Annotated in this window: 22 protein-coding genes, 1 pseudogene and 2 other annotated features; of the genes and pseudogenes, 3 read left to right on the forward strand and 20 right to left on the reverse strand. The window is 42.8% G+C overall.

Annotation, left to right across the window (positions count from 1 at the left end; translation table 11 throughout):
• Positions 1–77: 77 nt before the first annotated feature.
• Positions 78–366: a binding site (T-box leader), on the reverse strand.
• Positions 367–1322: 956 nt separating this feature from the next.
• The 3 genes from MXE28_RS06585 to queC all read right to left on the reverse strand — a co-directional run bounded on the left by MXE28_RS06585 (position 1323) and on the right by queC (position 3673).
• Positions 1323–1787 (reverse strand): hypothetical protein, encoded by a 465-nt coding sequence (locus MXE28_RS06585; protein ID WP_021840119.1) that lies wholly within the window; start codon positions 1785–1787, stop codon positions 1323–1325.
• Between the two features lie 588 nt (positions 1788–2375).
• Complete coding sequence (locus MXE28_RS06590; RefSeq protein WP_021840120.1) at positions 2376–2969, reverse strand: GDSL-type esterase/lipase family protein; 594 nt, start codon at positions 2967–2969, stop codon at positions 2376–2378.
• Between the two features lie 14 nt (positions 2970–2983).
• The gene (gene queC, locus MXE28_RS06595; RefSeq protein WP_226974404.1) at positions 2984–3673 is read right to left on the reverse strand and encodes a 7-cyano-7-deazaguanine synthase QueC; all 690 of its coding nucleotides are present in this window, start codon (positions 3671–3673) and stop codon (positions 2984–2986) included.
• Positions 3674–3897: 224 nt separating this feature from the next.
• Here queC and MXE28_RS06600 point away from each other — a divergent pair, with 224 nt between their 5' ends.
• Positions 3898–4716 (forward strand): EcoRV family type II restriction endonuclease, encoded by an 819-nt coding sequence (locus MXE28_RS06600; protein ID WP_247239978.1) that lies wholly within the window; start codon positions 3898–3900, stop codon positions 4714–4716.
• A 126-nt stretch (positions 4717–4842) separates the two neighbouring features.
• Here the strand turns inward: MXE28_RS06600 and MXE28_RS06605 are convergent, their stop codons facing one another.
• From MXE28_RS06605 to MXE28_RS06675, 15 genes and pseudogenes are all read right to left on the reverse strand, one after another.
• Complete coding sequence (locus MXE28_RS06605) at positions 4843–5703, reverse strand: Dam family site-specific DNA-(adenine-N6)-methyltransferase (protein ID WP_021840123.1); 861 nt, start codon at positions 5701–5703, stop codon at positions 4843–4845.
• Between the two features lie 164 nt (positions 5704–5867).
• Positions 5868–6962: a histidinol-phosphate transaminase gene (hisC, locus tag MXE28_RS06610; RefSeq protein WP_021840124.1), complete on the reverse strand. Its 1095-nt coding sequence runs from the start codon at positions 6960–6962 to the stop codon at positions 5868–5870.
• Between the two features lie 120 nt (positions 6963–7082).
• Entirely contained in the window at positions 7083–7406 is a 324-nt protein-coding gene (hisE, locus tag MXE28_RS06615; RefSeq protein ID WP_021840125.1) for a phosphoribosyl-ATP diphosphatase, read from the reverse strand.
• A gap of 27 nt (positions 7407–7433) precedes the next feature.
• Positions 7434–7760, reverse strand: coding sequence for a phosphoribosyl-AMP cyclohydrolase (gene hisI / locus MXE28_RS06620; RefSeq protein WP_226974414.1), 327 nt, complete (start codon positions 7758–7760; stop codon positions 7434–7436).
• Positions 7761–7837: 77 nt separating this feature from the next.
• Positions 7838–8596, reverse strand: a complete 759-nt coding sequence (gene hisF, locus MXE28_RS06625; protein ID WP_021840127.1) for an imidazole glycerol phosphate synthase subunit HisF — start codon at positions 8594–8596, stop codon at positions 7838–7840.
• 146 nt (positions 8597–8742) lie between these two features.
• Positions 8743–9573 (reverse strand): 1-(5-phosphoribosyl)-5-[(5-phosphoribosylamino)methylideneamino]imidazole-4-carboxamide isomerase, encoded by an 831-nt coding sequence (gene hisA, locus MXE28_RS06630; protein WP_021840128.1) that lies wholly within the window; start codon positions 9571–9573, stop codon positions 8743–8745.
• A 267-nt stretch (positions 9574–9840) separates the two neighbouring features.
• Entirely contained in the window at positions 9841–10470 is a 630-nt protein-coding gene (gene hisH, locus MXE28_RS06635; protein ID WP_021840129.1) for an imidazole glycerol phosphate synthase subunit HisH, read from the reverse strand.
• A 26-nt stretch (positions 10471–10496) separates the two neighbouring features.
• Positions 10497–11183: an imidazoleglycerol-phosphate dehydratase HisB gene (hisB, locus tag MXE28_RS06640; RefSeq protein WP_156704118.1), complete on the reverse strand. Its 687-nt coding sequence runs from the start codon at positions 11181–11183 to the stop codon at positions 10497–10499.
• Complete coding sequence (gene hisD, locus MXE28_RS06645; protein ID WP_247239979.1) at positions 11173–12513, reverse strand: histidinol dehydrogenase; 1341 nt, start codon at positions 12511–12513, stop codon at positions 11173–11175. Before hisD ends, hisB begins: the two co-directional genes overlap by 11 nt.
• Before the next feature lie 35 nt (positions 12514–12548).
• Positions 12549–13178: pseudogene (gene hisG, locus MXE28_RS06650) on the reverse strand (ATP phosphoribosyltransferase); the annotation flags it as partial.
• Positions 13174–14331, reverse strand: coding sequence for an ATP phosphoribosyltransferase regulatory subunit (locus tag MXE28_RS06655; protein WP_021840133.1), 1158 nt, complete (start codon positions 14329–14331; stop codon positions 13174–13176). The gene MXE28_RS06655 and the pseudogene hisG, both read right to left, overlap by 5 nt.
• 288 nt (positions 14332–14619) lie before the next feature.
• Positions 14620–15603, reverse strand: a complete 984-nt coding sequence (gene hisJ, locus MXE28_RS06660; RefSeq protein ID WP_021840134.1) for a histidinol-phosphatase HisJ — start codon at positions 15601–15603, stop codon at positions 14620–14622.
• Complete coding sequence (locus MXE28_RS06665; protein WP_021840135.1) at positions 15600–16280, reverse strand: energy-coupling factor transporter transmembrane component T; 681 nt, start codon at positions 16278–16280, stop codon at positions 15600–15602. The genes hisJ and MXE28_RS06665 overlap by 4 nt, the downstream gene beginning before the upstream one ends.
• Before the next feature lie 8 nt (positions 16281–16288).
• The gene (locus MXE28_RS06670; RefSeq protein WP_226974407.1) at positions 16289–17098 is read right to left on the reverse strand and encodes an ABC transporter ATP-binding protein; all 810 of its coding nucleotides are present in this window, start codon (positions 17096–17098) and stop codon (positions 16289–16291) included.
• A gap of 133 nt (positions 17099–17231) precedes the next feature.
• The gene (locus tag MXE28_RS06675; protein WP_021840137.1) at positions 17232–18692 is read right to left on the reverse strand and encodes an ABC transporter ATP-binding protein; all 1461 of its coding nucleotides are present in this window, start codon (positions 18690–18692) and stop codon (positions 17232–17234) included.
• 52 nt (positions 18693–18744) lie between these two features.
• Positions 18745–18995: a binding site (T-box leader), on the reverse strand.
• 401 nt (positions 18996–19396) lie between these two features.
• Here MXE28_RS06675 and MXE28_RS06680 point away from each other — a divergent pair.
• Together MXE28_RS06680 and panB are read left to right on the forward strand one after the other, a co-directional pair.
• The gene (locus MXE28_RS06680; RefSeq protein ID WP_226974408.1) at positions 19397–20389 is read left to right on the forward strand and encodes a Rossmann-like and DUF2520 domain-containing protein; all 993 of its coding nucleotides are present in this window, start codon (positions 19397–19399) and stop codon (positions 20387–20389) included.
• Positions 20382–21221 (forward strand): 3-methyl-2-oxobutanoate hydroxymethyltransferase, encoded by an 840-nt coding sequence (gene panB, locus MXE28_RS06685; RefSeq protein ID WP_156704126.1) that lies wholly within the window; start codon positions 20382–20384, stop codon positions 21219–21221. Before MXE28_RS06680 ends, panB begins: the two co-directional genes overlap by 8 nt.
• A gap of 274 nt (positions 21222–21495) precedes the next feature.
• Here the strand turns inward: panB and leuB are convergent, their stop codons facing one another.
• Together leuB and MXE28_RS06695 are read right to left on the reverse strand one after the other, a co-directional pair.
• Complete coding sequence (gene leuB, locus MXE28_RS06690; RefSeq protein ID WP_021840140.1) at positions 21496–22569, reverse strand: 3-isopropylmalate dehydrogenase; 1074 nt, start codon at positions 22567–22569, stop codon at positions 21496–21498.
• 118 nt (positions 22570–22687) lie between these two features.
• On the reverse strand, positions 22688–23182 hold the full coding sequence (locus MXE28_RS06695) for a 3-isopropylmalate dehydratase small subunit (RefSeq protein ID WP_021840141.1): 495 nt from the start codon (positions 23180–23182) through the stop codon (positions 22688–22690).
• Between the last annotated feature and the right edge of the window lies 1 nt (position 23183).

Consider the following 23183-nt stretch of genomic DNA (forward strand, 5'->3'; position numbering starts at 1 on the left):
ACCGACCCCCAGTTTAACTGGGGGTTTTGTCATGCCTATTCGGCGTACAATAAAAAAAGCCCTTGGTCACATTTGTGACCAAGGGCGATATATCGCGGTTCCACCTTGTTTCATTTGACTGTGCGCACAATCAAACCTTTGCTGTACTATTAAACACATATTCTCCGGAGCATTTCACTCCTATCTGTTTAATTCTATACAGATTCGCTATAACGGGCGACCCCCGAATAAGACTCCCCTATATCGCTATAGCTTTGCCTTAATAACTCCGAGATGCACTTCCATACACTTCATAAGACCCGCTCTCACCGTCCGGGCTCGCTGCACATACAATAGTATATGTACTTTTCTCTTCCTCGTCCTGATTTCTATTCAAATCATAAACCTACTATAACACTATGAATTAATACTGTCAACAGCGAAATTAAACTTTTTGATTTTCATCAATTTATTATTGACGAATCTTTGACTCTCTGTTGCATGTACTTTATTTTACTACAACTGTACATTTTTTGCCAGTCCTATTGTATTTTATTATTCATTTTACGCTGATTTCGAACAATTTCATCAAACTTCTTTCAATTTTTGCAATTATTATCAATGCATTACCAAAATAAGCTGCAAAGAAAAAAACTGTCAAAGAAAAAACAGCCTATTTTCATAGACTGCTTTCTGTTATACATATATAAATTTTTGCTCGGTATAACCTAATCTAATGGGTATCCGCGTCCCTAATCGCAATCCCGATAAGACACGAGGCCTGCAATTACCGGTCATAGACTTAGCTACTGTCCATCACTCTTCACAGGTCTCAGTCTTACCTGTACTGTCATCTATGCAGTATATTCGAATCTATACTGTCTGTCCAACTCCTCGAAATAACCTATACCTTTAATCTATCCCTGCCGGTTCGACAGAAAGCTGACAGCCTTGAATACTAGGTATATTATAACAAACCTTTTGAATATAAGGAATATTTAAAATGAATTTTCGACATAAATATCCGTATCGATTATGCATAATTATCGTCAAAAAAACCGGCTATATAACTTAAAGTCATTTTCTAATTGACTTTAATGTAAAAAAATACCTTCCCGCTGTACTTGCGGGAAGGCATTTGCATATATGATTATATGCCGGTAAAAATTAAGTATTCATTTTACTGTGTTAAGTGTGTGTTTAATGTGTGTGTTATTTATGTTGTGTTATTTGTGTGTTGTGTTGTTTTGTATTGTGTGTATTTAAGTGTTGTGTTTGTGTTTAGGTATTTATGGAGTATTACCTATTAATGAGGGAGTTGGTTCTTCAGGGAAAAAACGTGCTTATGCGTTAAGAAGTACCCCGATTTGAACAGCTGTACCGGAATTTTGAGGAACCGGTTTCTTGTCATCTTTAGGTGGCAACGGTTTTTTATCTTCCGGTTTTACCGGTGGTTTTTCAGCGCCCGGTTTGCGATTATTGTAGTCGTTAGCCAAAGCTACTTTGCGTTTTTCCTTGGTTTCCGGTGTTACTTTGCTTGCTGCTTTATCTTTTTTAACAGTTTCTTTTTCAGGGGCTTTAGGTGCTACCTGAGGATTCTGCTGATTCTGATCTTTTTTATCGTTTTGGTTAATCTGTTTGTTGTCTTTATTAGGCTGATTTTGTTTGTTCTGCTCTTCTTGCTGCCATACAGCCGGTTTATTGTTGTTAATGTCTTGTAAGCTCTGAGCACTTACCAAAGTGCCGAAAGAGTTAGCCCAAAGAGTAACCGCCGCGACAGGTACCATTAATACATATTTGCGTTTCATAACTATACCTCCTAGTACAAAATTATACAATTTTCTTACTGTCTCATAAATGCTCGCGCATCACTTGAACAGCGCCATATACAAATCTAATCTGTTAACTTACGTTTAACATATGTACATCTTACCTAGATTTTATGAGGTATATATGAAAATTTCGATGAGCTTTCCGTAAAGTTTTTCATGATTGTTCATCTATCGTTCATCTATATTTTTATTCCAAAAGCAAGTATAATTATTCCTATTTATAAACAGAAAAATGCCGTTGCCCTTAGGGAGGAGGCAACGGCAAGTTGTTCGTACATATTTGTACTCACGATTAGGTATAGGTATTTATAGGTTTAACAAGTGGACTCACTCGCAATAACTTCCGGGATAAAGAAGTTAGTTGAGCTGTAGCGCTCGATTCTGAATAATCGTTAACTACTGTTCCCTTGTTATGAGCCTATTATAGCATGTAAATCTAATAATTTCAATATCTAAAATTTATTTTTTTCGATTTAATTTATTTTTCTCTATATATCCGTCAAAAAACCGCATAAATACTGGGTTTGTATGTTAGCTAATAATTTATTTTTATCTGTAAAGTGACTACAAGCCGGCCTTCAATACATCACGAGCCGTTTCATACATGTAATGATACCCCAACTCATTGGGATGCACATCACCGGCATAAAGAATTTCACCGCGATAATCCGCTTCGGCGATGGTTTTATAGAAGTCTATATACAACAAGCCTTGTTCCTTACAGTAGGCTTTCAAACGCTCATTATAATCAACGAGTACCGCATCATCGCCATCGGGATCACAGTCAATCTGCGGCGCTAAACCAACAACCACATCACAGCCGATTTTTTGAATATGATGAATCGAGCGCATCATTGAAAAATAGCAATCTTCCGCCGTGCGCCCATGCAAAATATCATTAGTCCCACCCATGATAAACACCGCATCATAGGACGAATCATGGAGAGCGCGCTCCAAATTATTATAAATAGCCTGCAAGGTGGCACCATCAACGCCGGCATTAACCATAGTAATTTTTGCACTTTCATTAGTTGCCGTGCTTTTTTCAAAATATGCTTTCAATAATTCAACCCAGCCCTTGCCGTAGGGCACATCGTAACCGCGCGTCAAACTGTCACCGATAAATAACACCTTTTGCCAACTCTTTGTATTTGCCATGCCCTTACCGCCTCCTATTTCATCAATGGATCCGTGGTGCCGTTCAATTCAAAAGCCTTAATGCGATCGATGCAGGTACCGCAAGTGCCGCAAGGCTTGTCGCCACCTTCATAGCAACTCCAGGTAAATTCATACGGCACCTTAAGATCCAAGCCAACCTTAACGAGTTGAGCCTTATTTTTAGTAGCAAACGGAGCCTCTACTTGGACTTTATCGTAGGTACCTAAGGCAATAGCTTTGGTCATAGCATCAACGAAGGCCTCACTACAATCGGCATAGGCATTACCCGCCGCATCATCGGCATGGGCGCCCAAATAAAGCTGCACCGTATCATCAGGGAAAAGGCTCATGCCGAGACTGGCTACGGCGGATAACATCAAACCGTTGCGGAACGGCACATACGTGCTGACCATGCCTTCGCCTTGTTCTTCAATCTGTTCCGCATAACTCTTATGAATAATCTCATCGGTGGAATTTTGCAATAAGGATGAATTCGAGTATTTTAAAATCTGCGATAAATCCAATTCATAATGAGGTACTTCATAATAGGCTGCAATCTTGCGGGCACATTGCAGTTCTTTATCGTGTTTTTGCCCGTAAAAAATGGATACAGCCGCCACATTTTCCTTGCCAAGGCGATCAATGGCTAAAGCCAAACAGGTGGTGGAGTCTACGCCGCCACTGGATAATACAATTGCTTTCATAGTGTCTCCTTTACCAAATAGTATGTAATAACAATAAATCTATTGAATAATTTATACTACTTAAATACTTTATACTTCTCAAATACTTTATATCAAAAATTTCATAATCACCCAAAATCTCAGCACAAAAACTAAATACATCACTCATAATTTATCGTACATCAATAAAAACATTAGTGATATAATAATATTATTCTTTGCTATATTAAAAAAGGAGCATATATATGGAAAATCCAATAAATACAAAAGATCCTATAATTGAACAAATCACCATACAATTAGAGTCTATGAAATACTCATGGAATTTTGCAGGACTAATTAATTTTAATAATACTATATATCCTTTTGGCAATGATTCTAAAATAATTGGCCGCATATTCGAAATCACCGCTAGAGAGGCGTTATCAATGGCCGCACAAAAACTTGGATATATATTTCAAGAAAATCCTACACAGACGGTATACCCTGATTTTTATTTTGCCATTCCAAATACCGATAAGCTTATTGCCATTGATATAAAAACGACATACAGACAATCCTCATCAGCCAGTTTTAAATTTACTGCAGGTAGCTTTACTAGCTATCTTAGAAACGGAACTAAAAATATCGTTGGACATTATGACAATTATATTAAACATTATATCATTGGATTTGTCTATGATAGAGAAGAAAGTCCAACTACTCAATGTACTCATTATGAAGATAGAGATTCTATTATTCCCGCTTATAAAAATGTAGAATTCTTTGTACAAGAAAAATATAAGATTGCAGGAGAACAGAAAGGAAGTGGAAATACTGACAATATAGGCACTATTTCCGCTAACTCAATAGAACCATTTAGATTAGGATATGGTCCATTTTCAGTACTTGGAGAAGAAATATTTGAAGACTATTGGAGACACTACCCTAAATACACAGACACAAAAAAGTTATATACTAACCTTCCAACATATATAGAATGGAAAAAACAAATTGGTGACCCACATGCGACTCGCATAGAATACTTATACAATACGTGGAGAAATAATATCACCCTATATTAAGCTTCAAATGAAAAAAATAAAATCCATAGTGATCCATAGCTAAGTACTAAAATTAACACGCTTAATGCTTAACCGAATAGGTAATCACTATGGATTTCTTATTTTTATATCTATTTTGAATTATAATCATTCAAAATTATTTACAACTAAGGCTTCAATCATTGGATTTCTATTACTTTCTTTGGCTCCTATATGGTAAAAGTGTTCTGTAGTTAACAGTTTTCCATGTGACCACAATTTAATGTGTTCATTTTCTCGATATTTATTTTTATACCACATACTAAAAGCGTATTTAGCAGGTCCATTTTGAGCCAATTTAGATAACAAAACTGCATAGTCTTCACTCCATGCATCATAGTAACCATCATACCTATCAATATATGGCGGATCTAAATAAGTAAAATCTTTTGGCTTCATCATCGAAAAGGCCTCTTCAAAAGGAATACATAAAAAGTCCCAATCATGATTAACGATTAAGTCTTGTGCCCACGCAACCTGATTTACTATTTTAGTAATGAGTGCTTTTTTAAACCTTTCTGGCTTTCTTCCAAAAGGAACATTATACTTCCCTTGATTATTAAACCGTATCATACCGTTAAAATTAGAACGTTGAAGGAATAAAAAATCAAGAGAAGTATGGGTTTTATTAAATCGTTCTCTAACTTCATAATAATAGGAGTTCTTATCAGCTGGTGTCGCCATTAGTTTTAAAGTCTCTTCCTCTAAAAATTCACGAACAATAGCCGGTGTAATAATTTTATTCTGTAAATCTTTATAAAATTGTATAATATAGGGATTCGTATCACTAAAAATTGCCTTTTTGGGTTGTAAATTAAATCCAACAACCCCTGAACCCATAAACGGCTCAAAATAAGTACCATTATCATCCCAATATATAGATGCAGCAATAAAAGGTACCAATTTTGTTTTAATGCCTTGAATTTTAATAGGTGGCACCTTCGTTAATTCGATATGCTTAGGAAACAAAAATAGACCTCCTCATTTTATAATGCTAAAAACACCATGATTATCCATGTGTTTTATTAAGCATAACATATCGTAAAGTATAAACAAAGTCCTATGTTACCAAGACAAGTGAAATTATAGAATTAACTCTTTTTCATAAGAGCGAATTCATGTTACTCCACATTTTATCTCTCTTCTTTGCAATATACTTTTAACAACTCTTGCATTTTTTCACAATCAGCGGCCTGCCCAACCGTAATCCGCAGCCATTCAGGACTGAGTCCGGAGCGCACTTGATAGCCCGTTTTGAGCCATACATCGGCAATAGCTTTAGCCTCTTCCGGTGATGCAAATTCTACAAAAATAAAATTGGCTTCACTGTGATAGTAATGGAGTTTTAACTCATCGAGGCAAGCTTCCCAGCCTTGACGAGCCTTAGCATTGGCTGCCACAACATCCGCAATAAAGGCTTGATCCATAAGGGCTGCCTCCGCCGCCACCTGTGACACGCTGTTGAGATTATAAGGCAAGCGAATAGCCTGTACATAATTTACCAATTCCGGACTTAATACTAAATAACCTACCCGATAATTGGCCAGGCCATAGGCTTTTGAAAACGTCCGCATCAAGCCCATATTGGTAAATTCTTTTAAAAGCGGTAAAGCACTGGCTGTTTCAGTAGTAGTGACGAACTCAATGTACGCTTCATCAATCAAGACCAGCACGTCTTGAGGAACCTTATTCATAAAATCGCGCAACGATGCTAGCGAACAATACGTACCGGTAGGATTATTCGGGTTGCATAGCCATACCAGCTTCGTCGTCTCATCGATAGCATTTAGCATACCGGCTAAATCAGTAGCACCTGTTACAGCATCACAAGGAACGCCTTTAATGACAGCCCCTTCCAACTGAGCATTCAAGGCATATTCTGAAAACGTCGGCGTGCTGATGACTATGGAGTCTTTATCGGTCAAAAAAGCACGACTGAGCATAGTAATCACTTCATCAAGGCCCACGCCGATAACAAGTGATGTTTCAGCCACGCCTAAATGATTGGCCAACGCTGTACGCAAAGAACTTGCATTGCCGTCAGGGTATTGGCTGCTGTCATGTTTAGTTACATAATCGATTACCGCTTCACGAACAGCCGGCGAAGTGCCATAGGGATTTTCATTAGCCGATAAGCGAACAACTCGCTCCACCCCCAAACGCGCCTTCAACGCTTCCACCGGTTCTTCCGGAACATATGGTTTTAAGTCTTTTATACTCTCTTTCATATACACTCACTCTTTCTCTTATCGCTTTATTGATTGCCCGTCATGCTTTATTAAATCAAGATTTTGCTTGGTTCATGATTTGTAAAAAAGGCCCACCGAGCGCAGGTGGACCCATATAGGCTATAAGTTCTTAATTTCCGGCCGATCCGTTGTTTTACTGATAAGACCTTCTCGACGTGCCAGTTCTTCCGTTATAGCTTCGTAAGGAATGCCCTTTTCAACCAATAAAACCAACACATGATACAGCAAATCCGCCGTTTCGCTGACAAGTTCCTCTGTACCTTCATTTTTAGCGGCAATCACCACTTCCGTAGCCTCTTCGCCGACTTTTTTCAAAATCTTATCGAGTCCTTTAGCGAATAGATAATTCGTGTAGGACCCTTCTTTCGGCTCTAATTGCCGATTCTTGATGACCTCATAAAGTTCAGCCAGTTCCTGTGTCATAGTAATCCCTCTCTTTTATTCAGCTTTTTAGCTATTTGTTTTTAATTTGATTTCGTTAAAAAAACAGCTCCTTGAACCGGTATGACAAGCCGGGCCGTTGGGGATAACTTCCAATAATAAGGTGTCCTTGTCACAATCCAAGGCAGCCCGTACAACCTTTTGCGTGTTACCGCTGGTTCCCCCCTTATGCCACAACTCTTGGCGCGACCGTGACCAAAACCAGGTTTCGCCGGTTACTAAGGTTCGTTCATAGCTTTCTTCATTCATATAGGCTACCATGAGCACTTCTTTCGTGTTGGTATCCACTACTACCGCAGGCAATAAATTGTGCACCTTTTCAAAATCAGGCCTCAAATCCGAATCCAATCTTAAATCGGTGGTAATGTTCTGTTGCATATCTGCTATTTTGTCAGCCATCATTGCCCACCTCCCTAGCGAACCGGAATATTATAAGCGCGCAAAGCCTCTTTTACTTCCTCAATGGTTATTTCGCCAAAGTGGAATATAGAAGCCGCTAAAGCACCGGTTACTTTTGTTTTTGAAAAAACCTCTACAAAGTGTGCTACCGTGCCGGCGCCACCGGAGGCAATTATGGGCACTTGCACCAAGTCGCCCAATTGTTTATACAGTTCAATATCAAAGCCGGACTTGGTGCCGTCTTTATCCATACTCGTTACGAGTAGTTCGCCGGCCCCCAAGGCTATGGCCTCCTGTGCCCAGTCATAAGCTAAGCGGTCTGTTTTTTTACGTCCCCCATGGCTGTACACAAACCGTTTCCCCGTCTCGGGATCGGTTTTCACATCAATGGCTACGACGATACATTGATTGCCGAATTTTTCAGCCCCTTCGCGGATTAGTTCAGGATTCGCCAAGGCTGCTGAGTTGATTGAGATTTTATCCGCCCCGGCCTGCAATAATTGTTGCATATCCGCCAATGTACGAATGCCGCCACCAACGGTAAGAGGCATAAATACTTCATTTGATATGGCTGAAATTACGTCCTTGAAGGTCCCCCGACCTTCCGTTGTGGCCGTAATATCCAGAAACACTTGCTCATCGGCACCTTGCACTTCATAAGAAGCGGCAATCGCCACCGGATCGCCTACATCTACTAAATTAATAAAATTAACACCCTTTTTTACACGGCCGTTATCCACGTCCAGACAAGGGATGATTCGTTTTGCCAACATAGTTTCTACTCCTTTATCATTAGCCGTATCCGGTTTATCATGATCATGAGTATGTATTGCTATCGCTATTGCTATGTGTATCTTATTAGTGTTATGTATTGATTTTATTTTATTGATTTTATTTTATTGACTTTATTATATTGAATTTACTTTGCCGCAACTGCGGAAATCGCTAAATTAGAAACATCATGAGAATCTGTTTCTTCATGGATAGTGCGTGTATAGTATGGTGACGGTTCAATCAATTCACCGGCTAACTCGCTTTTTTCCAAAGCTACAATATCCGCTAAAGCCAATGGACCTTCATACAAGGCTTTACCGACAATACAGTCGACAATGCCTTTTTTACGCAAGGCTACAATGTCACCGGCATTGCGAATGCCGCCGGAGGCAATAATACGAGCTTCCGGAAATTGATCGTGTAATTCAAAGAGCAATTCCTGGTTAACCCCTTCCATGGTACCGTCACGATTAATATCGGTAACAATGAAGTGTTTAGCACCGGCCGCCATCATTTCACGAATCAAATGGCTCATATCAACGTCCGACTTTTCAAGCCAACCTTCTGTGGCTACTTTACCGTCGGCACCGTCAACACCGATAACAATGCGTTCTGCTCCATAAGTGGCCAGCATTTGCTTAGTAAATTCCGCATTTTTTAAAGCTACAGATCCTAAAATAATACGGTCGATACCGGCATTCAGATACGCTTTAATCATTTCTTCGTCGCGAATACCGCCACCTACTTCAATAATGCCGCTGAAAGCTCTGCGAATACCTATAATAATATCGAAACTAACCGGTTTACCTGCTTTGGCCCCATCCAAATCAACCACATGAAGTGCCTTAATACCGGCGTGTTCATAGTCCTCAGCTTGTGCCATCGGGCTATAGTTAATCACGATTTCCTTGTCAAAATCCCCTTTATATAAACGTACGCTGCGTTTGTCTTGTATATCAATGGCCGGAAAAATCACGGTCAACCCCTCCTTTAAGTACTGCTCTTATATATTTAATATTATATAATATACACTTCTAGATTACATCTGTCTATGATTTACATCGAAGATTTCTATGTTGTGTATCAATTTTTATTATAAAAAAATGTGCAATACAGGCCATCATATACAACAAACATTATCTTTTAGCAACTATTACAATAATCACTTTTCACTAATAATAGAGTTTTTAAATTCTCACAATACGACTAATCTGTTGATAAACATCGCAATAAATACCATTCTTTAAGCCTCATAACCTGCCGTATGAGCTTCACATAGCTCATTAAATCGTTGCAATAATCTTAGCCCGATAGCGGCGCTTTTTTCCGGATGGAACTGCATACCATACACATTACCATGCGCCACCACGGCCGGTATTTCCATGCCGTAATCAGCCACCGCCGTAATATAGCGCGTTTCACATTTCACATAATAGGAATGAACAAAGTATGTGTATTCGCCATCAATACAGCTAAAAGGACTTGTTTTATTCACCAGTGAATTGCAATTCCAGCCGGTGTGCGGCACCATGAGACCCAAATCTTGAGGAATTTCATCTACCGTACCCGGAATAAAACCGAAGCCCTGTGTTTGGCCGTATTCATTGGAACTATCAAACAAAAGTTGCATTCCCAAGCATATGCCCAATACGGGAATATTTCGAGCTACCACCGTCTCTAAGACGGGTACCAAATCACGTCGTGTTAAAGTATCCATGGCTTGCCGAAAAGCGCCCACGCCGGGCACAACGACGCCGGCGGCCTGTAAAATCGTCGTCTTATCGGCCGTTAAGACCGTCGGTATGCCCAAGTGAGCAAAGGCTTTTTGCACATTAAAGGTATTGCCCGCATCATAATCTATAATTGCAATCATACGCTACCTTCTCTTTTCAAAATATTTTATACTGTCAAACTGCCCTTGGTAGAGTTAACGCCTACAATAGCCTCATTTACAGTTACAGCACGGCGCAGTGCCCGCCCCAAGGCCTTAAACATGCTTTCAATAATGTGATGTGTATTGCGTCCATATTCATTGCGCACATGAAGATTCATAAGACCGTTCATAGCGATGGCTTGGAAAAAATCTTCCACCAATTCTGTCTCAAAAGTTCCCAACAAAGGAGTTGAGAGTTCCGCCTTGAACACTAAATAGGGCCGGCCGCTCAAATCAATAACGACCTGAGTCAGTGCCTCATCCATAGGCACCCACGCATCGCCGTAGCGCTCAATTTGTTTTTTATCGCCCAAGGCCTTTGTCAAAGCTTGGCCCAAGGCGAGGGCCACATCTTCAACCGTATGATGAGCATCAATATAGGTATCGCCATCAGCCTTAACCGTTAAACCGAAGCGACCATGTTTAGCAAACAAATTCAACATATGATCAAAAAAGCCGATGCCCGTCGCCACGGCAACGCCTGATTCTTCATCTAAATTAAGCGTTACTTCAATATTCGTTTCCGCGGTTTTGCGGATTACCGTAGCCACTCGCCATGTAGCGGCCGCTTGCTCAGCTGCTTGCCGGGTCTTACCTGATATTGCCACCGTGGCCGGCTTAGTATTTGTCTTCGCTTCATCCTTAGTGTCCATAAGCAACTGCCTCCGTATCTTCACCTTTACCGGCTACTACCGCATTGTCTTTTGTTTTATCAAAACGAATTTCAATGGACCGCGCATGGCCTTCCAAACCTTCAGTGCGTGCTAATGTGGCAATATGCGGAGCCAGCTCAGCTAAGCGTTCTTTAGAAAATTGCATAAACGCTGTACGTTTTACAAAATCATATACGCCGAGGGGTGACGAAAAACGAGCCGTACCGCTGGTTGGCAATACGTGATTCGGGCCGCCCATATAATCACCCAGCGGCTCAGCCGTATAAGAGCCGAGGAATACGGAGCCGGCATTTTCTACTAAGCTCAAGTAATCTGACGCATTGTTAAGCTGAATTTCCAAATGTTCCGGTGCCACTTCATTCATTAAAGTGAACATGTCGGCTACCGAATCCATGATGGCAATAAAACTACGCTCTTCAATGGCCACTTTGGCAATATCCTTACGAGGCAGTTCCTCCAATTGCCGTGCCACTTCATCCGAAACGGCATGAGCCAATACTTCGCTGTCTGTAATTAGAATAGCCCGCGCCCGTTTATCATGTTCCGCCTGAGACAATAAATCAGCGGCCAAGTGAACCGGATTAGCTGTTTCATCAGCCAAAATGCCTATTTCGGAAGGCCCTGCAATCATGTCGATGGATACTTGACCGAACACTTGACGTTTCGCCGTAGCCACATAGATATTACCGGGGCCTACGATTTTATCAACCATCGGAATTGATTCCGTACCATAAGCAAGGGCTCCCACAGCCTGAGCGCCGCCTACCTGATAGACTGCATCAACACCGGCTAATTTAGCGGCACCTAGTACAATCGGCGCAATGCCTTCTTTTTGCGGCGGTGTCACCATAATAACTTCCTTAACACCCGCTATTTTAGCCGGCAAAGCACACATCAAAATAGTCGACGGATAGGCGGCCGTACCGCCCGGTACATAAATGCCCACCCGTTTTAACGGGGTTACTTTCTGGCCCCGGACTATGCCCGGTGTATCCAAATCAATAAAGCTTTGGTCGATTTGTCGTTTATGAAAAGCCTCAATATTACGTTTGGCCACTTCCAAAGCCTCTTTTAAAGCCGGATCCAGTGAATTATAAGCTTTGGTCAAAGCTTCGTCACTCACTTTTAACTCCGTAAGCTGTACGCCGTCAAACTTTTCACTATAATCACGCAAAGCCGCATCACCTTTGGCAATAACGGTATCAATAATTTCGCGTACCTGCTGTTCAATCACTAAATCCGTTGTGGCCGCCGTGTAATCATTTACCAATTCCAGCATCTTTTGTAACGGCTCTCTATATATTTTCATGATGGTCTCCTCTCTTTTTTTAATTTTTTCTCAAATTATTTCGCCATATCAAGCTTACGAGCTTCTTTTAAGCGGTCTACCAAATCAAAAATTTCACCCCGTTTTTGCTTAAGCGCCAAAGGATTCGCTACTAAGCGCGTTGAGATGGGGCTCAATTTATCAAAAATCTGCAAATTATTTTCCCTCAAGGTTGTCCCTGTTTCCGTTATATCCACAATGGCATCAGCTAAACCGATAAGGGGCGCCAACTCCACGGACCCCTCAATTTTGATAATTTCCACGTCTTTACCACGGCTGGCAAAATAGCGTTTCGTAATATTCGGATACTTGGTGCCGATGGTATGTCGCCGCGGCTCATTGAGATCATAACCGGCCAGCGATGCCAGAATAAATTGACAACGCCCCGTTTGTAAATCCAACAGCTCATACCCTGTATTCTGCTGTTCTTCCAAAATATCGCTGCCTACAATGCCGATATCAACGACACCGTTATTTAAATAGGTAAGAACGTCGCCGCCTTTAACTAAAATTACTTGCAAATTCTCACCTAAAGTAATGACCAGTTTTCGTTTTTTATTTCGTAGCGGCTCACAATCAATACCGCAACGTTCAAAGAGTGGAATAACCTGATCTTCCACTCGTCCCTTTGTCAATGCAATACTAAGCATCGGCTTTCACCCCTTCCTCTGTGACCACATAGAGTATGGCTCCGTCCGCAGCAGCTTGTTCACGGGCCTCCGCTAATGTATCGGCCAACACTAAACTATACGTCGGATGAGCCAATACATAATCAGCCACCACATCCCAAGCATCTTCACCGATATACACATAGGATGGTTTTGCCTGAGGCAAGGTTATATCCGCTACCGATGCCAATACATCCAAATCAAAGCCCATACCCACGGCCGGAGTAGGTTCTTTTTGAAAATTAGCGAGTAATTTATCATACCGTCCGCCGCTCACAATATAACTGGCCACGCCGTCAATATAGCCGCGGAAAGTAAGTCCCGTATAATAAGGTTGCGGTGCGGGACTGCTGAAGTCTATGCGCACCTTTTGACTGGATAATTTTTGTACCGCCTGCGCCATTTGCATAACCCCGTTCACCAAACGCTGTGCGCTCATCGGTAAAATAATGGCATCCAGCTCTTGCTGCACTTCCTCAATAGAGCCGAAAAGGCGCGGCCAAATTTTGAGCAAGGAATACAATGTATTTTCCGTATACGCTTCAATTAAACGCTCGTACACCGGCAAGTTTTTATTAAATAACGCTTCAAACAATTCGGTTCGTTCCGCCGCCGTAAGCCCCAATGCGTCGACTACGGTTTCGGCAAACCGCGCATCACTGAGTTCCACATATAGCTGATTGTTGAGCCATAATCGGTTAACTTGATTAATGATAAGCAAACACTCCAGTTCGGCTTTTTCCGAAGCATAACCGACCAGCTCAATGCCGGCCTGTGTCACTTGATTTGCCCAACCGCGGTGAGCCTGATTCATAGCAAACACATCGCCGGTGTAGTAAAATTTTTTAGGCAAATTAACTTGAATATTCGCTAAAAAGCGTGCAATAGGCAGCGTCAGATCGGGGCGAATTACCAAGCGTTCCTGGGAGCTGTCCACCACTTCATACATACGCTGCTGAACAGCCAAATCATAGTCATCAAATATATTCTTGTATTCAATGAGAGGTGTATTAATCTTCGTATAACCCCGTTCAAAAAAGCACTTAGCCAGACTATGACTAAGAGCTGCTTTTTTCTGTGCTTCTTCACCAAACTCATCGCGAAATCCCGGCGGCAATCGTTTCTGTCTCATATGTTCTCCCTACTCTCTTCCTCTTTGAACCCTATCGGTACGTTCTATTACATCTCTTTTACTTATTCTTTACTTTTATTCTTCATCTAACTAAAGGATTAAAGTTATAATACACTTTCAAGCGCGGATAGTCAACTTTCATTTAGGTATAGCATGCATGTATTTAAGTAATAAGATACTGTTTCAAATGGCAAATAACTAAAAAGGAGCCTTTAACCATATGATTTTATATGACTAAAGGCTCCTGATATGTTGTTCTCTCAAATCAATTTCTCTATAATATTACCCTTACTCACTCCAGGCTTTTACAAAAGCCGATAAGCTATGTGAGTCGGATCCCATCATGAACGGTACACCCAAAACATAGGCCATTCCTTGAATGAAAGGACTTGGATACATTTCACCGCAATTTTCTTTGAACACACCGCTCACATTATAATCAAGGGTCCGATTTTGCACTTTTAAGGTGCGTAAAATGTTCATAATGACCTGCTGCGTTTGCTGATCATAGGACGATGTAAAATTGAAATACTTTTGGTATTTTTTAATCACATCAATATGGCCGATACGCACCGGCGTATGTGGTCCGAAATCAGTCTGTACCGCCTGCAATACCAATTCAAAATAGCGACGGAACAAAACATCCTGTTTTTGCAAATAACTGCCAAAGGCTTTTTCAAATTCCGCCTCACTGTAGTCAAGACACCAAAAACCGTCGTTCGCGCCCTGCATGAAGTGAACCGACAATAAGTTTTCACCCGTATAAGGACCTACCATGTTTAAAAATTCTTGCGTAGCTGCTTCAAAGCCCGGTAAAAAATCCACTTCAAAACCGACAGACAAATTAATATGCTGCCCGTATTCGCGTTGCAGTTCATTGCCTAACGCCAAATACGGCTCCACTTGGTCCATCCGCAACGAAGCTGTAGTAAGCCCCTCTTCATCACCTTTATAGCGTTTACTGAAACCGACCGGTAGTGGTGCATGTTCAGTAATACAAAGTTTATAAAAACCTAATTCGATGGCTTTTTCAATAATCAAGGCCACCTTATCGCCACTGCCATGAGGGCAAAGTTCGGTGTGTATATGACCATCCACCAATTGCCCTTCATATTGATTATTGCCGGCTACGGGATAACGGTGTTGGCGAGCTTGTACCGCAGCGGCAGGCTCGTTATTTTGCGGCATAGTATTACGCACGTTATTTTGCGACATAGCGTCACGATCGTTATTTAGCGGCATACCGTTATGAAACGGTTGATTATTACTCATATAGCGCCTCGCACATACATAATAATAGCAATCGTAACCAAGACAAGCACGGCTGTCACTACATAATCCAAACCTTTCATGCCAACAGTGGCTACAAAGCTGTGATCTTTATTACCGAAACCGCGAAGTTCCAAAGACAGCGCCATTGTTTCCGAACGGCCTAAGGATTTTAACAACAATGGTTGAATGACAGAACCGTAAGAAGTAAAGCGTTTGAAGAAATTACCTTCCAAAGCAAGACCTCGACAAGCCTGAGCTTCCTGAACGGCATGGCTTTCCGCAATGAAATCCGGTACGAAACGAAGGGCTGCGGTGAACATAAACGCATATTCGTAAGGAATTTTACACTGCGTAACCAAAGCTGCCGTCAAATCCTGTAATTTCGTCGTTGCCAAAAGCATGATGAATACCATAGTCATGCAGAGCATACGAAGACCGGTTACGTAAGCCGATTCCAAGGTACCACCGCCAAGGAACTGTACCACTGCCAAGAACACGGCGAAGGCGGCTAAAGTTAAAACGGCTTTATATTGGCGAATCAAAAGACCCGTTACTAGTAGAATTAAAAGTTCCAAAGCCAATAAAAGGCTTAATTCATAGGTGGTTGTCAAAAGGACAGCCCATGCGGAAAAGGCGATGGTCATTAATATTTTGGTAAATGGTACTAATCGTTGCATGGTTCCTCCTAACTGCGAGCCTTTAAGGCCAACATTTTTGCTTCAAATTCTGCCATTGATTTGCAATAACCAAGGCCCGGTACCGTTTCTGCCAATTCTACACACGGCGGTTTGGTAAGACCTAAGTCAAATAAATCATCACGGCTCGTAAATAATTCTTCCGGCTTCCCGTCAAAAGCTTTCGTGCCGTAGCCTACGATAATAGCGCGGGTACAGTGGCTTGCCATGATTTCCATGTCATGAGTAACAAGGATAATCGTAAGTCCCGTAACACGCAAGGTTTCCAACAATTCCAAGAGTTCGCGTGTTTCCTTACCGTCTTGACCACTGGTCGGTTCATCAAGAATTAAAATCTTGGACTTCATAGCCAAGGCCGAAGCAATGGCTACACGCTGTTTTTCACCACGACGTAAAGTCGGTGGATACGCATCGCGCAAATGACTGATGCCCGTATCGGCCAAAGCTTTGGACGTAATATCCGCCACTTCCGCTTTGGTGTAACCTAATTGTTCCGGTCCGAAGGCCACTTCTTCAGCCACCGTTGGGCGGAACATTTGGCGATCCGGCTGTTGGAACACGTAGCCGATGAAACGGCCTCGTTCCGATGGCGGTAACGCCGTAATATCTGTGTCATTATAATAAATCTTGCCGCTGCGCGGTTTTTCAAGGCCCATTAATAAACGGGTTACCGTCGTTTTACCGCAACCGTTGCGACCGCCGATGGCGATGAATTCACCTTCGCCGATGGAAAAATCTACATTATCTATAATATCTTGGCCCAGCACATAGCCGAAACGCAAGCCTTTAACCTCCAGCATACGAACCTCCTGTTTTTAATCCGTTAGCTAATTCTTTATCTACCGCTGTAACTTTAATGACTCGGTAGTGCTATCTATTTTATGTTGCTTTTCTCTTATACTCTTTACCCGCTCTCACAACTGCTTTGATTGGCTAGGCTTTTAAACCTTCTTTAGCAGCTGCCACGCTGAGCCATGGTTTTTCAAAAGCAAAACCTGCTTCTTCTAGACGCATATAGGTTGTGAAGATGGATGGCAATGCGTCCACATAAATTTTGTGGTCATACATGTAACGCAAGGTTACTTCCGGCACATCGTCGGTGCGAAGTTCGCCGTCTACCATGAGGGCCATGCGATTGGCATATGGCAGCACTGCATGAAGGTCGTGGTCGATAACGACTACGGTAATGCCGTATTCCTTATTAAGGGCACCCACTAAGCGATACAATTCAGCAGTCCCTTCCGGATCGAGGGAACTGGTCGGCTCATCCAACACGAGGATGGATGGATTCGTGGCAAGCACGGAGGCAATAGCCAAACGTTGACGCTGACCGCCGGAAAGACTTGGAATCTTACGGTTTTCCATGCCTTCAAGACCAACCTGTTTGAAAACTGCGGCACTTCGTTCTTTAATCTGTTCCGGTGTATAACCGCGGTTTTCCATGGCGAAGGCCACTTCTTCGGCTACCGTCATGGTTACGAGCTGCGTGTCATAATCGGCCAGTACGACACCGATTTCCGTAGCCAATTCGGAAATTTCCGCCTGCGTCGTGGCTTTACCGTTTACGAATACCATGCCTTCCATACGACCGCCGTAGAATTTAGGCACCGCACCAATCATGGCCATACATAAAGTGGATTTACCGCAACCGGCAGGACCGGTAATAACGAGGAAGTCCCCATCGTTTACAACTAAATTAATATCTTTCAAAGCCGGCTTGGTTTGCTGGCCGTAATAATAAGAGAAATGTTCAATAGAGATTTTAGCATCCGTAGCCGGTGTCAATTCATACATACTATGGTCGCTGGAAATAACTTCATCCGCTTTCGGTAAATAACCGCGGCGCGCGAATAAGCGTTGTGCCGGCAAATATAAAAGCGGTGTAATAACGGCGTTAATAGCAGCTACCAAAAGAACTAACGGCCACATAGCTTTCGTGTACACTTCAGTCGGTAACGCTAAAACTACATACAAAACGGTAACGAAAATCCCGCCCGATACAACGGTACTTAAGAATCCGGATACAACCGGCGGTACAATCATGCGACCGAATTTCAAACGGCTGAACATGTGAACCACGAAGGCGGCGGTGAGTGCCCCGGCCGGTTCACTCAATAAGTTCGCATACGGAAACGCCGATTTAGAAGTCATCAGGTTAATTAGGGCTGCCACAAGACCAATCCCTAAGGACTGACGATAATTTGGTCTGGTCAAATGAATGGCTACGCAGTAGGTAGCAATCATCCAGTTCGGCGTAATGCCCGCCACGCTAGGGCTGACTAAGTGTAAAATCGTACCTAACGCAAGCATTAAGGTACTGACTGTGACCCAGCGGAACTGCCCGCCTTGCACATGTGTATATACTAATTTTGAAACATCTTGAACTCGCTCCATACTGTTCTCCTCCTAAAAATGGGTATAAAAAAAACCTTCCAATCCCAAAATACATAGGGACGAAGGTTAATCCGCGGTGCCACCCCGATTGGTCAAAAGACCCGGCTCACTACGTACGGCCTACCCAATACAGGCGATACGCGCTCCTTTGGTAACGGTCGGAGATGACCGGTGACGCCTACCTACTGGTTCGGGCCACATCTCCCAGGTCCATTCACTATACTTTCTTGCACCGGGCTTCCACCATTCCCGACTCGCTGTAGCCGAACTTGTATAGCTACTCTTCCTGTTCACAGATGATAACTATATGTTTTATCCAATTATACACACAAGCGATTTAAGAAGTCAATACGATTTTCACAAATTATGACAAATCTTTTTGCTGGCTCTCAGAATCTTTATTCATGGTTGCTGCTGTAGCTTTATTCATAATCTTCGTTCTCCAATAAATATATAAGTTAGCGTTTAACACGTCATTTCAATAAACAGTTCGCTATGCTATAATAACAGTGAAATAGAGTGGTATCTATCAAGAACCACATCGCTTTCAACAGGATTTATAACTTCATAATTTATTCTAGTTTTATCGCTTGGATCTTTTAGACCGGGACGAGACGCAACATAGGAATTTTATGCGCATTTCGTGGTCGAAGTGCGCCTTTTTTATGAAAACTTGCGGCACGTCAAAAGCAGAAAGGAGTTTCATGAAAATCGGTATTATCGGCGGGGGCAAAGTCGGTTCTACCTTAGCTCGTCATTTGAGCACTCGTTTGGTGGGCATCGTAGGTTCTTCTTCTGAAAAAACCACCCAATTAGCCACCAAGTACAAGGTACCTTGTATGACTCACGCTGAACTCGCCGCCAAGGCGGATTTGGTATTACTCACCGTACCGGACAGGCAAATAGCCATCGTCGCCAAAAGCCTCGCTGCCGAGGCTCAACAAGAGCCGGCTATAGGGAGTACCGTTTACTTACACTGCAGCGGCAGTTTAGACCTGTCACCCCTTAAGCCTTTGCAAGACATTGGCGCTTTCGTAGGCAGTCTTCATCCTCTGCAAAGTTTTGCCGGTGAAAACACCGTTTTAAAAGGCATTTACATGGCCATTGACGGTGATGAAAAGGCACAACAAGCCGCCCATGAACTGGCAACGATTTTAGAAGGACGAAGTTTTCACGTTCCCGCCGCAGACAGACCGCTCTATCACGCAGCCGCCTGTATCTGTGCCAACTATACGGTCACCTTACAGGCCATGGCGCAAGAGCTTATGAGCCGTTGGTTAGTGCCAACTAAGATTTCAGACTCAACCAAAGACTCAGCCAAAGGCTCAACCAACGAAGCACCGGCCAACGTTTCAGGCTCCGGCTCAGTCATTATGGACTCAACCAAGCCTTCGAAGGCCGCTTGGCAAGCACTTTTGCCATTATTCCAAGGCGTCGCCGCCAATCTTGAAAAGGCTGAAAATCCCGGTTCCGCTCTTACCGGCCCCATCGCGCGGGGCGATATAAACACGGTACAGAGCCATTTAGGGGTTTTACCAAAAAACATGATTCCGGTTTACATACAATTGGGCATGGCCACAACGCAGTTGGCCCTAATGAATCAGACAATTACGCCGCTTATGGCGGAAGAACTATTCGATCTATTTAATTCCGTTCACTATGAAGCTACTACTAAGGAGGAGACTTCACATGAGTAACAAACCAAAAACTATTACAACCATCAAACAAATGAAGGAACAGGGCGAACCGATTACCATGATTACGGCCTATGACGTAGCCATGGCGCGCAATGTAAATGAAGCGGGCATCGACATGATTCTCGTAGGTGACTCCGTCGGTAATGTAATGCTCGGTTACGAATCCACTCTTCCTGTTACGATGGATGAAATGATACATCATACCAAAGCGGTAATGCGCGGCAATTCAACGGCTCTCGTGGTAGCCGACATGCCGTTCATGAGCTATCAGGCAGACATGGCGGAAGCCATGCATAATGCGGGCCGTTTCTTAAAAGAAACCGGCTGTACCGCCGTAAAACTTGAAGGCGGTCAAGAAGTGGCCCCTTTGATTAAGAAACTTACCACCGCCGGCATTCCGGTAGTAGCCCATATCGGTTTAACACCGCAGTCGGTAAATCAACTCGGCGGCTTTAAAGTACAGGGCAAAGACATGGAAGCGGCGCAGCAACTCATTGATGATGCCAAAGCCTTGGAAGAAGCAGGCGCTTTCGCCTGTGTCTTAGAATGTGTACCTGCTGCCTTAGCTACCAAAGTAACGCAATCCCTCAAAACGATGGTAACCATCGGCATCGGTGCGGGCAACGGTTGCGACGGGCAAGTACTGGTTTGCAACGATTTACTGGGCGTAAGCACCGGCTTTTCACCGAAATTTGTCAAAAAATACGCCAATCTCCATGACATCACGGTCAACGCGGTAAAAGACTATATTGCGGATGTAAAAAGTCGTGAATTCCCGGCCGAAGAACATACCTTTAAGATTGACGATTCTGTGCTGGATAAATTATATTAAAGTAAATCCCGCAACTATAAACACGCATAAATACATACAGGCATATATAAACATATTTAAACACACATAAACACATATAGGCACATATAAGAAAATATGTGGTTTCAAAATTCAAAAAGGCGATAAGTTCAGTTTATTTCTGAATTTATCGCCTTTTAAGTTAGCAAATTATAGGACAAATCAGCAGCACTTTCCCTACATTATATTTTACCCTATCTAAAGTTAAGGTTTGAAAATATAGGTAATTGACATTAAATAGGCTGAGCTAAGTTAGTTAAATATATTGTAAAACCGCTGCTGTCATGCCATTTGTATCGACCCGTTGCATGCCGTCCTTATAAATATCGCCCGTACGATAACCCGCTTCCAAGGCTTTTTCAACGGCTGCTTCAATAGCATCAGCGGCCTTAGGTGCGTTCAACGAATAACGACACATCATGGCGGCCGACAAAATGGTGCCCAAAGGATTGGCAATGCCTCGGCCTGCAATATCCGGTGCGGAACCGTGGATTGGTTCATATAACGCAGTACCCGTACCGATGGAAGCGGATGGCAAGAGACCCAGTGAGCCGGACACAACGGCGCCTTCGTCACTTAAAATATCGCCGAATAAATTGGTCGTAACGATAACATCAAACTGGCCGGGATTGACTACAAGCTGCATAGCCGTATTATCTACATACAAATAGTCCATATCAATTTCCGGATTAGCCGCCGCTTTCTCTTGGGCAATCTTACGCCATAAGCGGGAGGAGGCCAACACATTGGCTTTATCCACACTGGTAATCTTACCGCGACGTTTAGCCGCCGTTTCAATGGCCACATCCATGATGCGCTCAACTTCATAGCGATGATACGTTTCCTTATCCCATGCCAATTCATTGGGACCTTCCCCTTCCGCTTCTTCACGTTCTCCGAAATAAATACCCCCGGTCAATTCACGGACAATGACAAAATCTACATTTTGTACCAGTTCCGGCTTTAACGGTGAATAATCTTGTAAGGCTTTAAAAATGCGAACCGGTCGTAAATTACAAAAAAGACCTAAAGCTTTACGAAGACCGAGAATTGCTTTTTCGGGGCGAATAGATGGGGCAACATCATCCCACTGCGGGCCACCAACCGCCCCTAGCAAAACAGCATCCGCCGTTTCACAAGCTTTAATCGTCTCCGCCGGCAATGGCTCGCCATAGGCATCGATGGCTTCACCGCCGGCCTTTTTTTCAACCCATTCTATCGTTATATTATCTTTTGTCACAGCCGCATCAACTATACGGCGTGCCGCCGCCACAATTTCACGGCCGATTCCGTCGCCATTAATAGCGACAACCGTTTTTGTTTGACTCATTTATATTCCCTCTATTTTTCTCAAAATCTCAATACCCAAAATGCAAAAAGATAGTGAAGTTCTTATACGCATTACCTGCTAACTATATTAACAGATACTTCATGCCCCGGTGCAGCGATTAAGCCTCACTGCGTTGTTTGGCAAAATTCACCAACCCGCCGGCCTTGGCGATAGCCTGTACAAATGGTGGCAAAGCAGTCCCTTGATACACTTCGCCGGTCGTCAAATTATGCACTTCGCCGGTACTCATATCTACGCCCACTTCATGGTCGGCTTTGATTTTTTCAACAGCATCACCGATTTCAATCACCGGCAAACCGATGTTAATCGCATTGCGAAAGAAGATGCGGGCAAAACTGTGAGCAATGATACAAGGCACACCATTTGCCTTAATAACCGCCGGTGCATGCTCACGGGAGGAGCCGCAACCGAAATTTTTACCGGCCACCATAATATCACCGGGCTTCACATTCGGTGCAAAAGTAGTATCAATATCTTCCATGGCGTGGGTGGCGAGCTCCTGCATATCGGCAATGGCCAAATAGCGGGCCGGAATAATTACATCTGTATCTACATTGTCGCCGTAGCGCCAAATTTTTCCTTGAAAATCCATA

The sequence above is a fragment of the Veillonella sp. KGMB01456 genome (assembly GCF_023051165.1).
Classification (GTDB): Bacteria; Bacillota; Negativicutes; order Veillonellales; family Veillonellaceae; genus Veillonella_A.

Bases quoted from the DNA above. Each gene is read 5' to 3' on its own strand.
- MXE28_RS06600 (WP_247239978.1), top strand. From the start codon at position 3,898: ATGGAAAATCCAATAAATACAAAAGATCCTATAATTGAACAAATCACC.
- hisC (WP_021840124.1), bottom strand. From the start codon at position 6,962: ATGAAAGAGAGTATAAAAGACTTAAAACCATATGTTCCGGAAGAACCG.
- hisB (WP_156704118.1), bottom strand. From the start codon at position 11,183: ATGGACACTAAGGATGAAGCGAAGACAAATACTAAGCCGGCCACGGTG.
- MXE28_RS06695 (WP_021840141.1), bottom strand. From the start codon at position 23,182: ATGGATTTTCAAGGAAAAATTTGGCGCTACGGCGACAATGTAGATACA.
- MXE28_RS06585 (WP_021840119.1), bottom strand. From the start codon at position 1,787: ATGAAACGCAAATATGTATTAATGGTACCTGTCGCGGCGGTTACTCTT.
- queC (WP_226974404.1), bottom strand. From the start codon at position 3,673: ATGAAAGCAATTGTATTATCCAGTGGCGGCGTAGACTCCACCACCTGT.
- hisD (WP_247239979.1), bottom strand. From the start codon at position 12,513: ATGAAAATATATAGAGAGCCGTTACAAAAGATGCTGGAATTGGTAAAT.
- leuB (WP_021840140.1), bottom strand. From the start codon at position 22,569: ATGAGTCAAACAAAAACGGTTGTCGCTATTAATGGCGACGGAATCGGC.
- panB (WP_156704126.1), top strand. From the start codon at position 20,382: ATGAGTAACAAACCAAAAACTATTACAACCATCAAACAAATGAAGGAA.
- hisE (WP_021840125.1), bottom strand. From the start codon at position 7,406: ATGACACAGGAACTGGCTGAACTTTATGAGGTCATCAAGAATCGGCAA.
- hisJ (WP_021840134.1), bottom strand. From the start codon at position 15,603: ATGAGTAATAATCAACCGTTTCATAACGGTATGCCGCTAAATAACGAT.
- MXE28_RS06655 (WP_021840133.1), bottom strand. From the start codon at position 14,331: ATGAGACAGAAACGATTGCCGCCGGGATTTCGCGATGAGTTTGGTGAA.
- MXE28_RS06665 (WP_021840135.1), bottom strand. From the start codon at position 16,280: ATGCAACGATTAGTACCATTTACCAAAATATTAATGACCATCGCCTTT.
- hisH (WP_021840129.1), bottom strand. From the start codon at position 10,470: ATGATTGCAATTATAGATTATGATGCGGGCAATACCTTTAATGTGCAA.
- MXE28_RS06670 (WP_226974407.1), bottom strand. From the start codon at position 17,098: ATGCTGGAGGTTAAAGGCTTGCGTTTCGGCTATGTGCTGGGCCAAGAT.
- MXE28_RS06590 (WP_021840120.1), bottom strand. From the start codon at position 2,969: ATGGCAAATACAAAGAGTTGGCAAAAGGTGTTATTTATCGGTGACAGT.
- hisF (WP_021840127.1), bottom strand. From the start codon at position 8,596: ATGTTGGCAAAACGAATCATCCCTTGTCTGGACGTGGATAACGGCCGT.
- MXE28_RS06675 (WP_021840137.1), bottom strand. From the start codon at position 18,692: ATGGAGCGAGTTCAAGATGTTTCAAAATTAGTATATACACATGTGCAA.
- MXE28_RS06680 (WP_226974408.1), top strand. From the start codon at position 19,397: ATGAAAATCGGTATTATCGGCGGGGGCAAAGTCGGTTCTACCTTAGCT.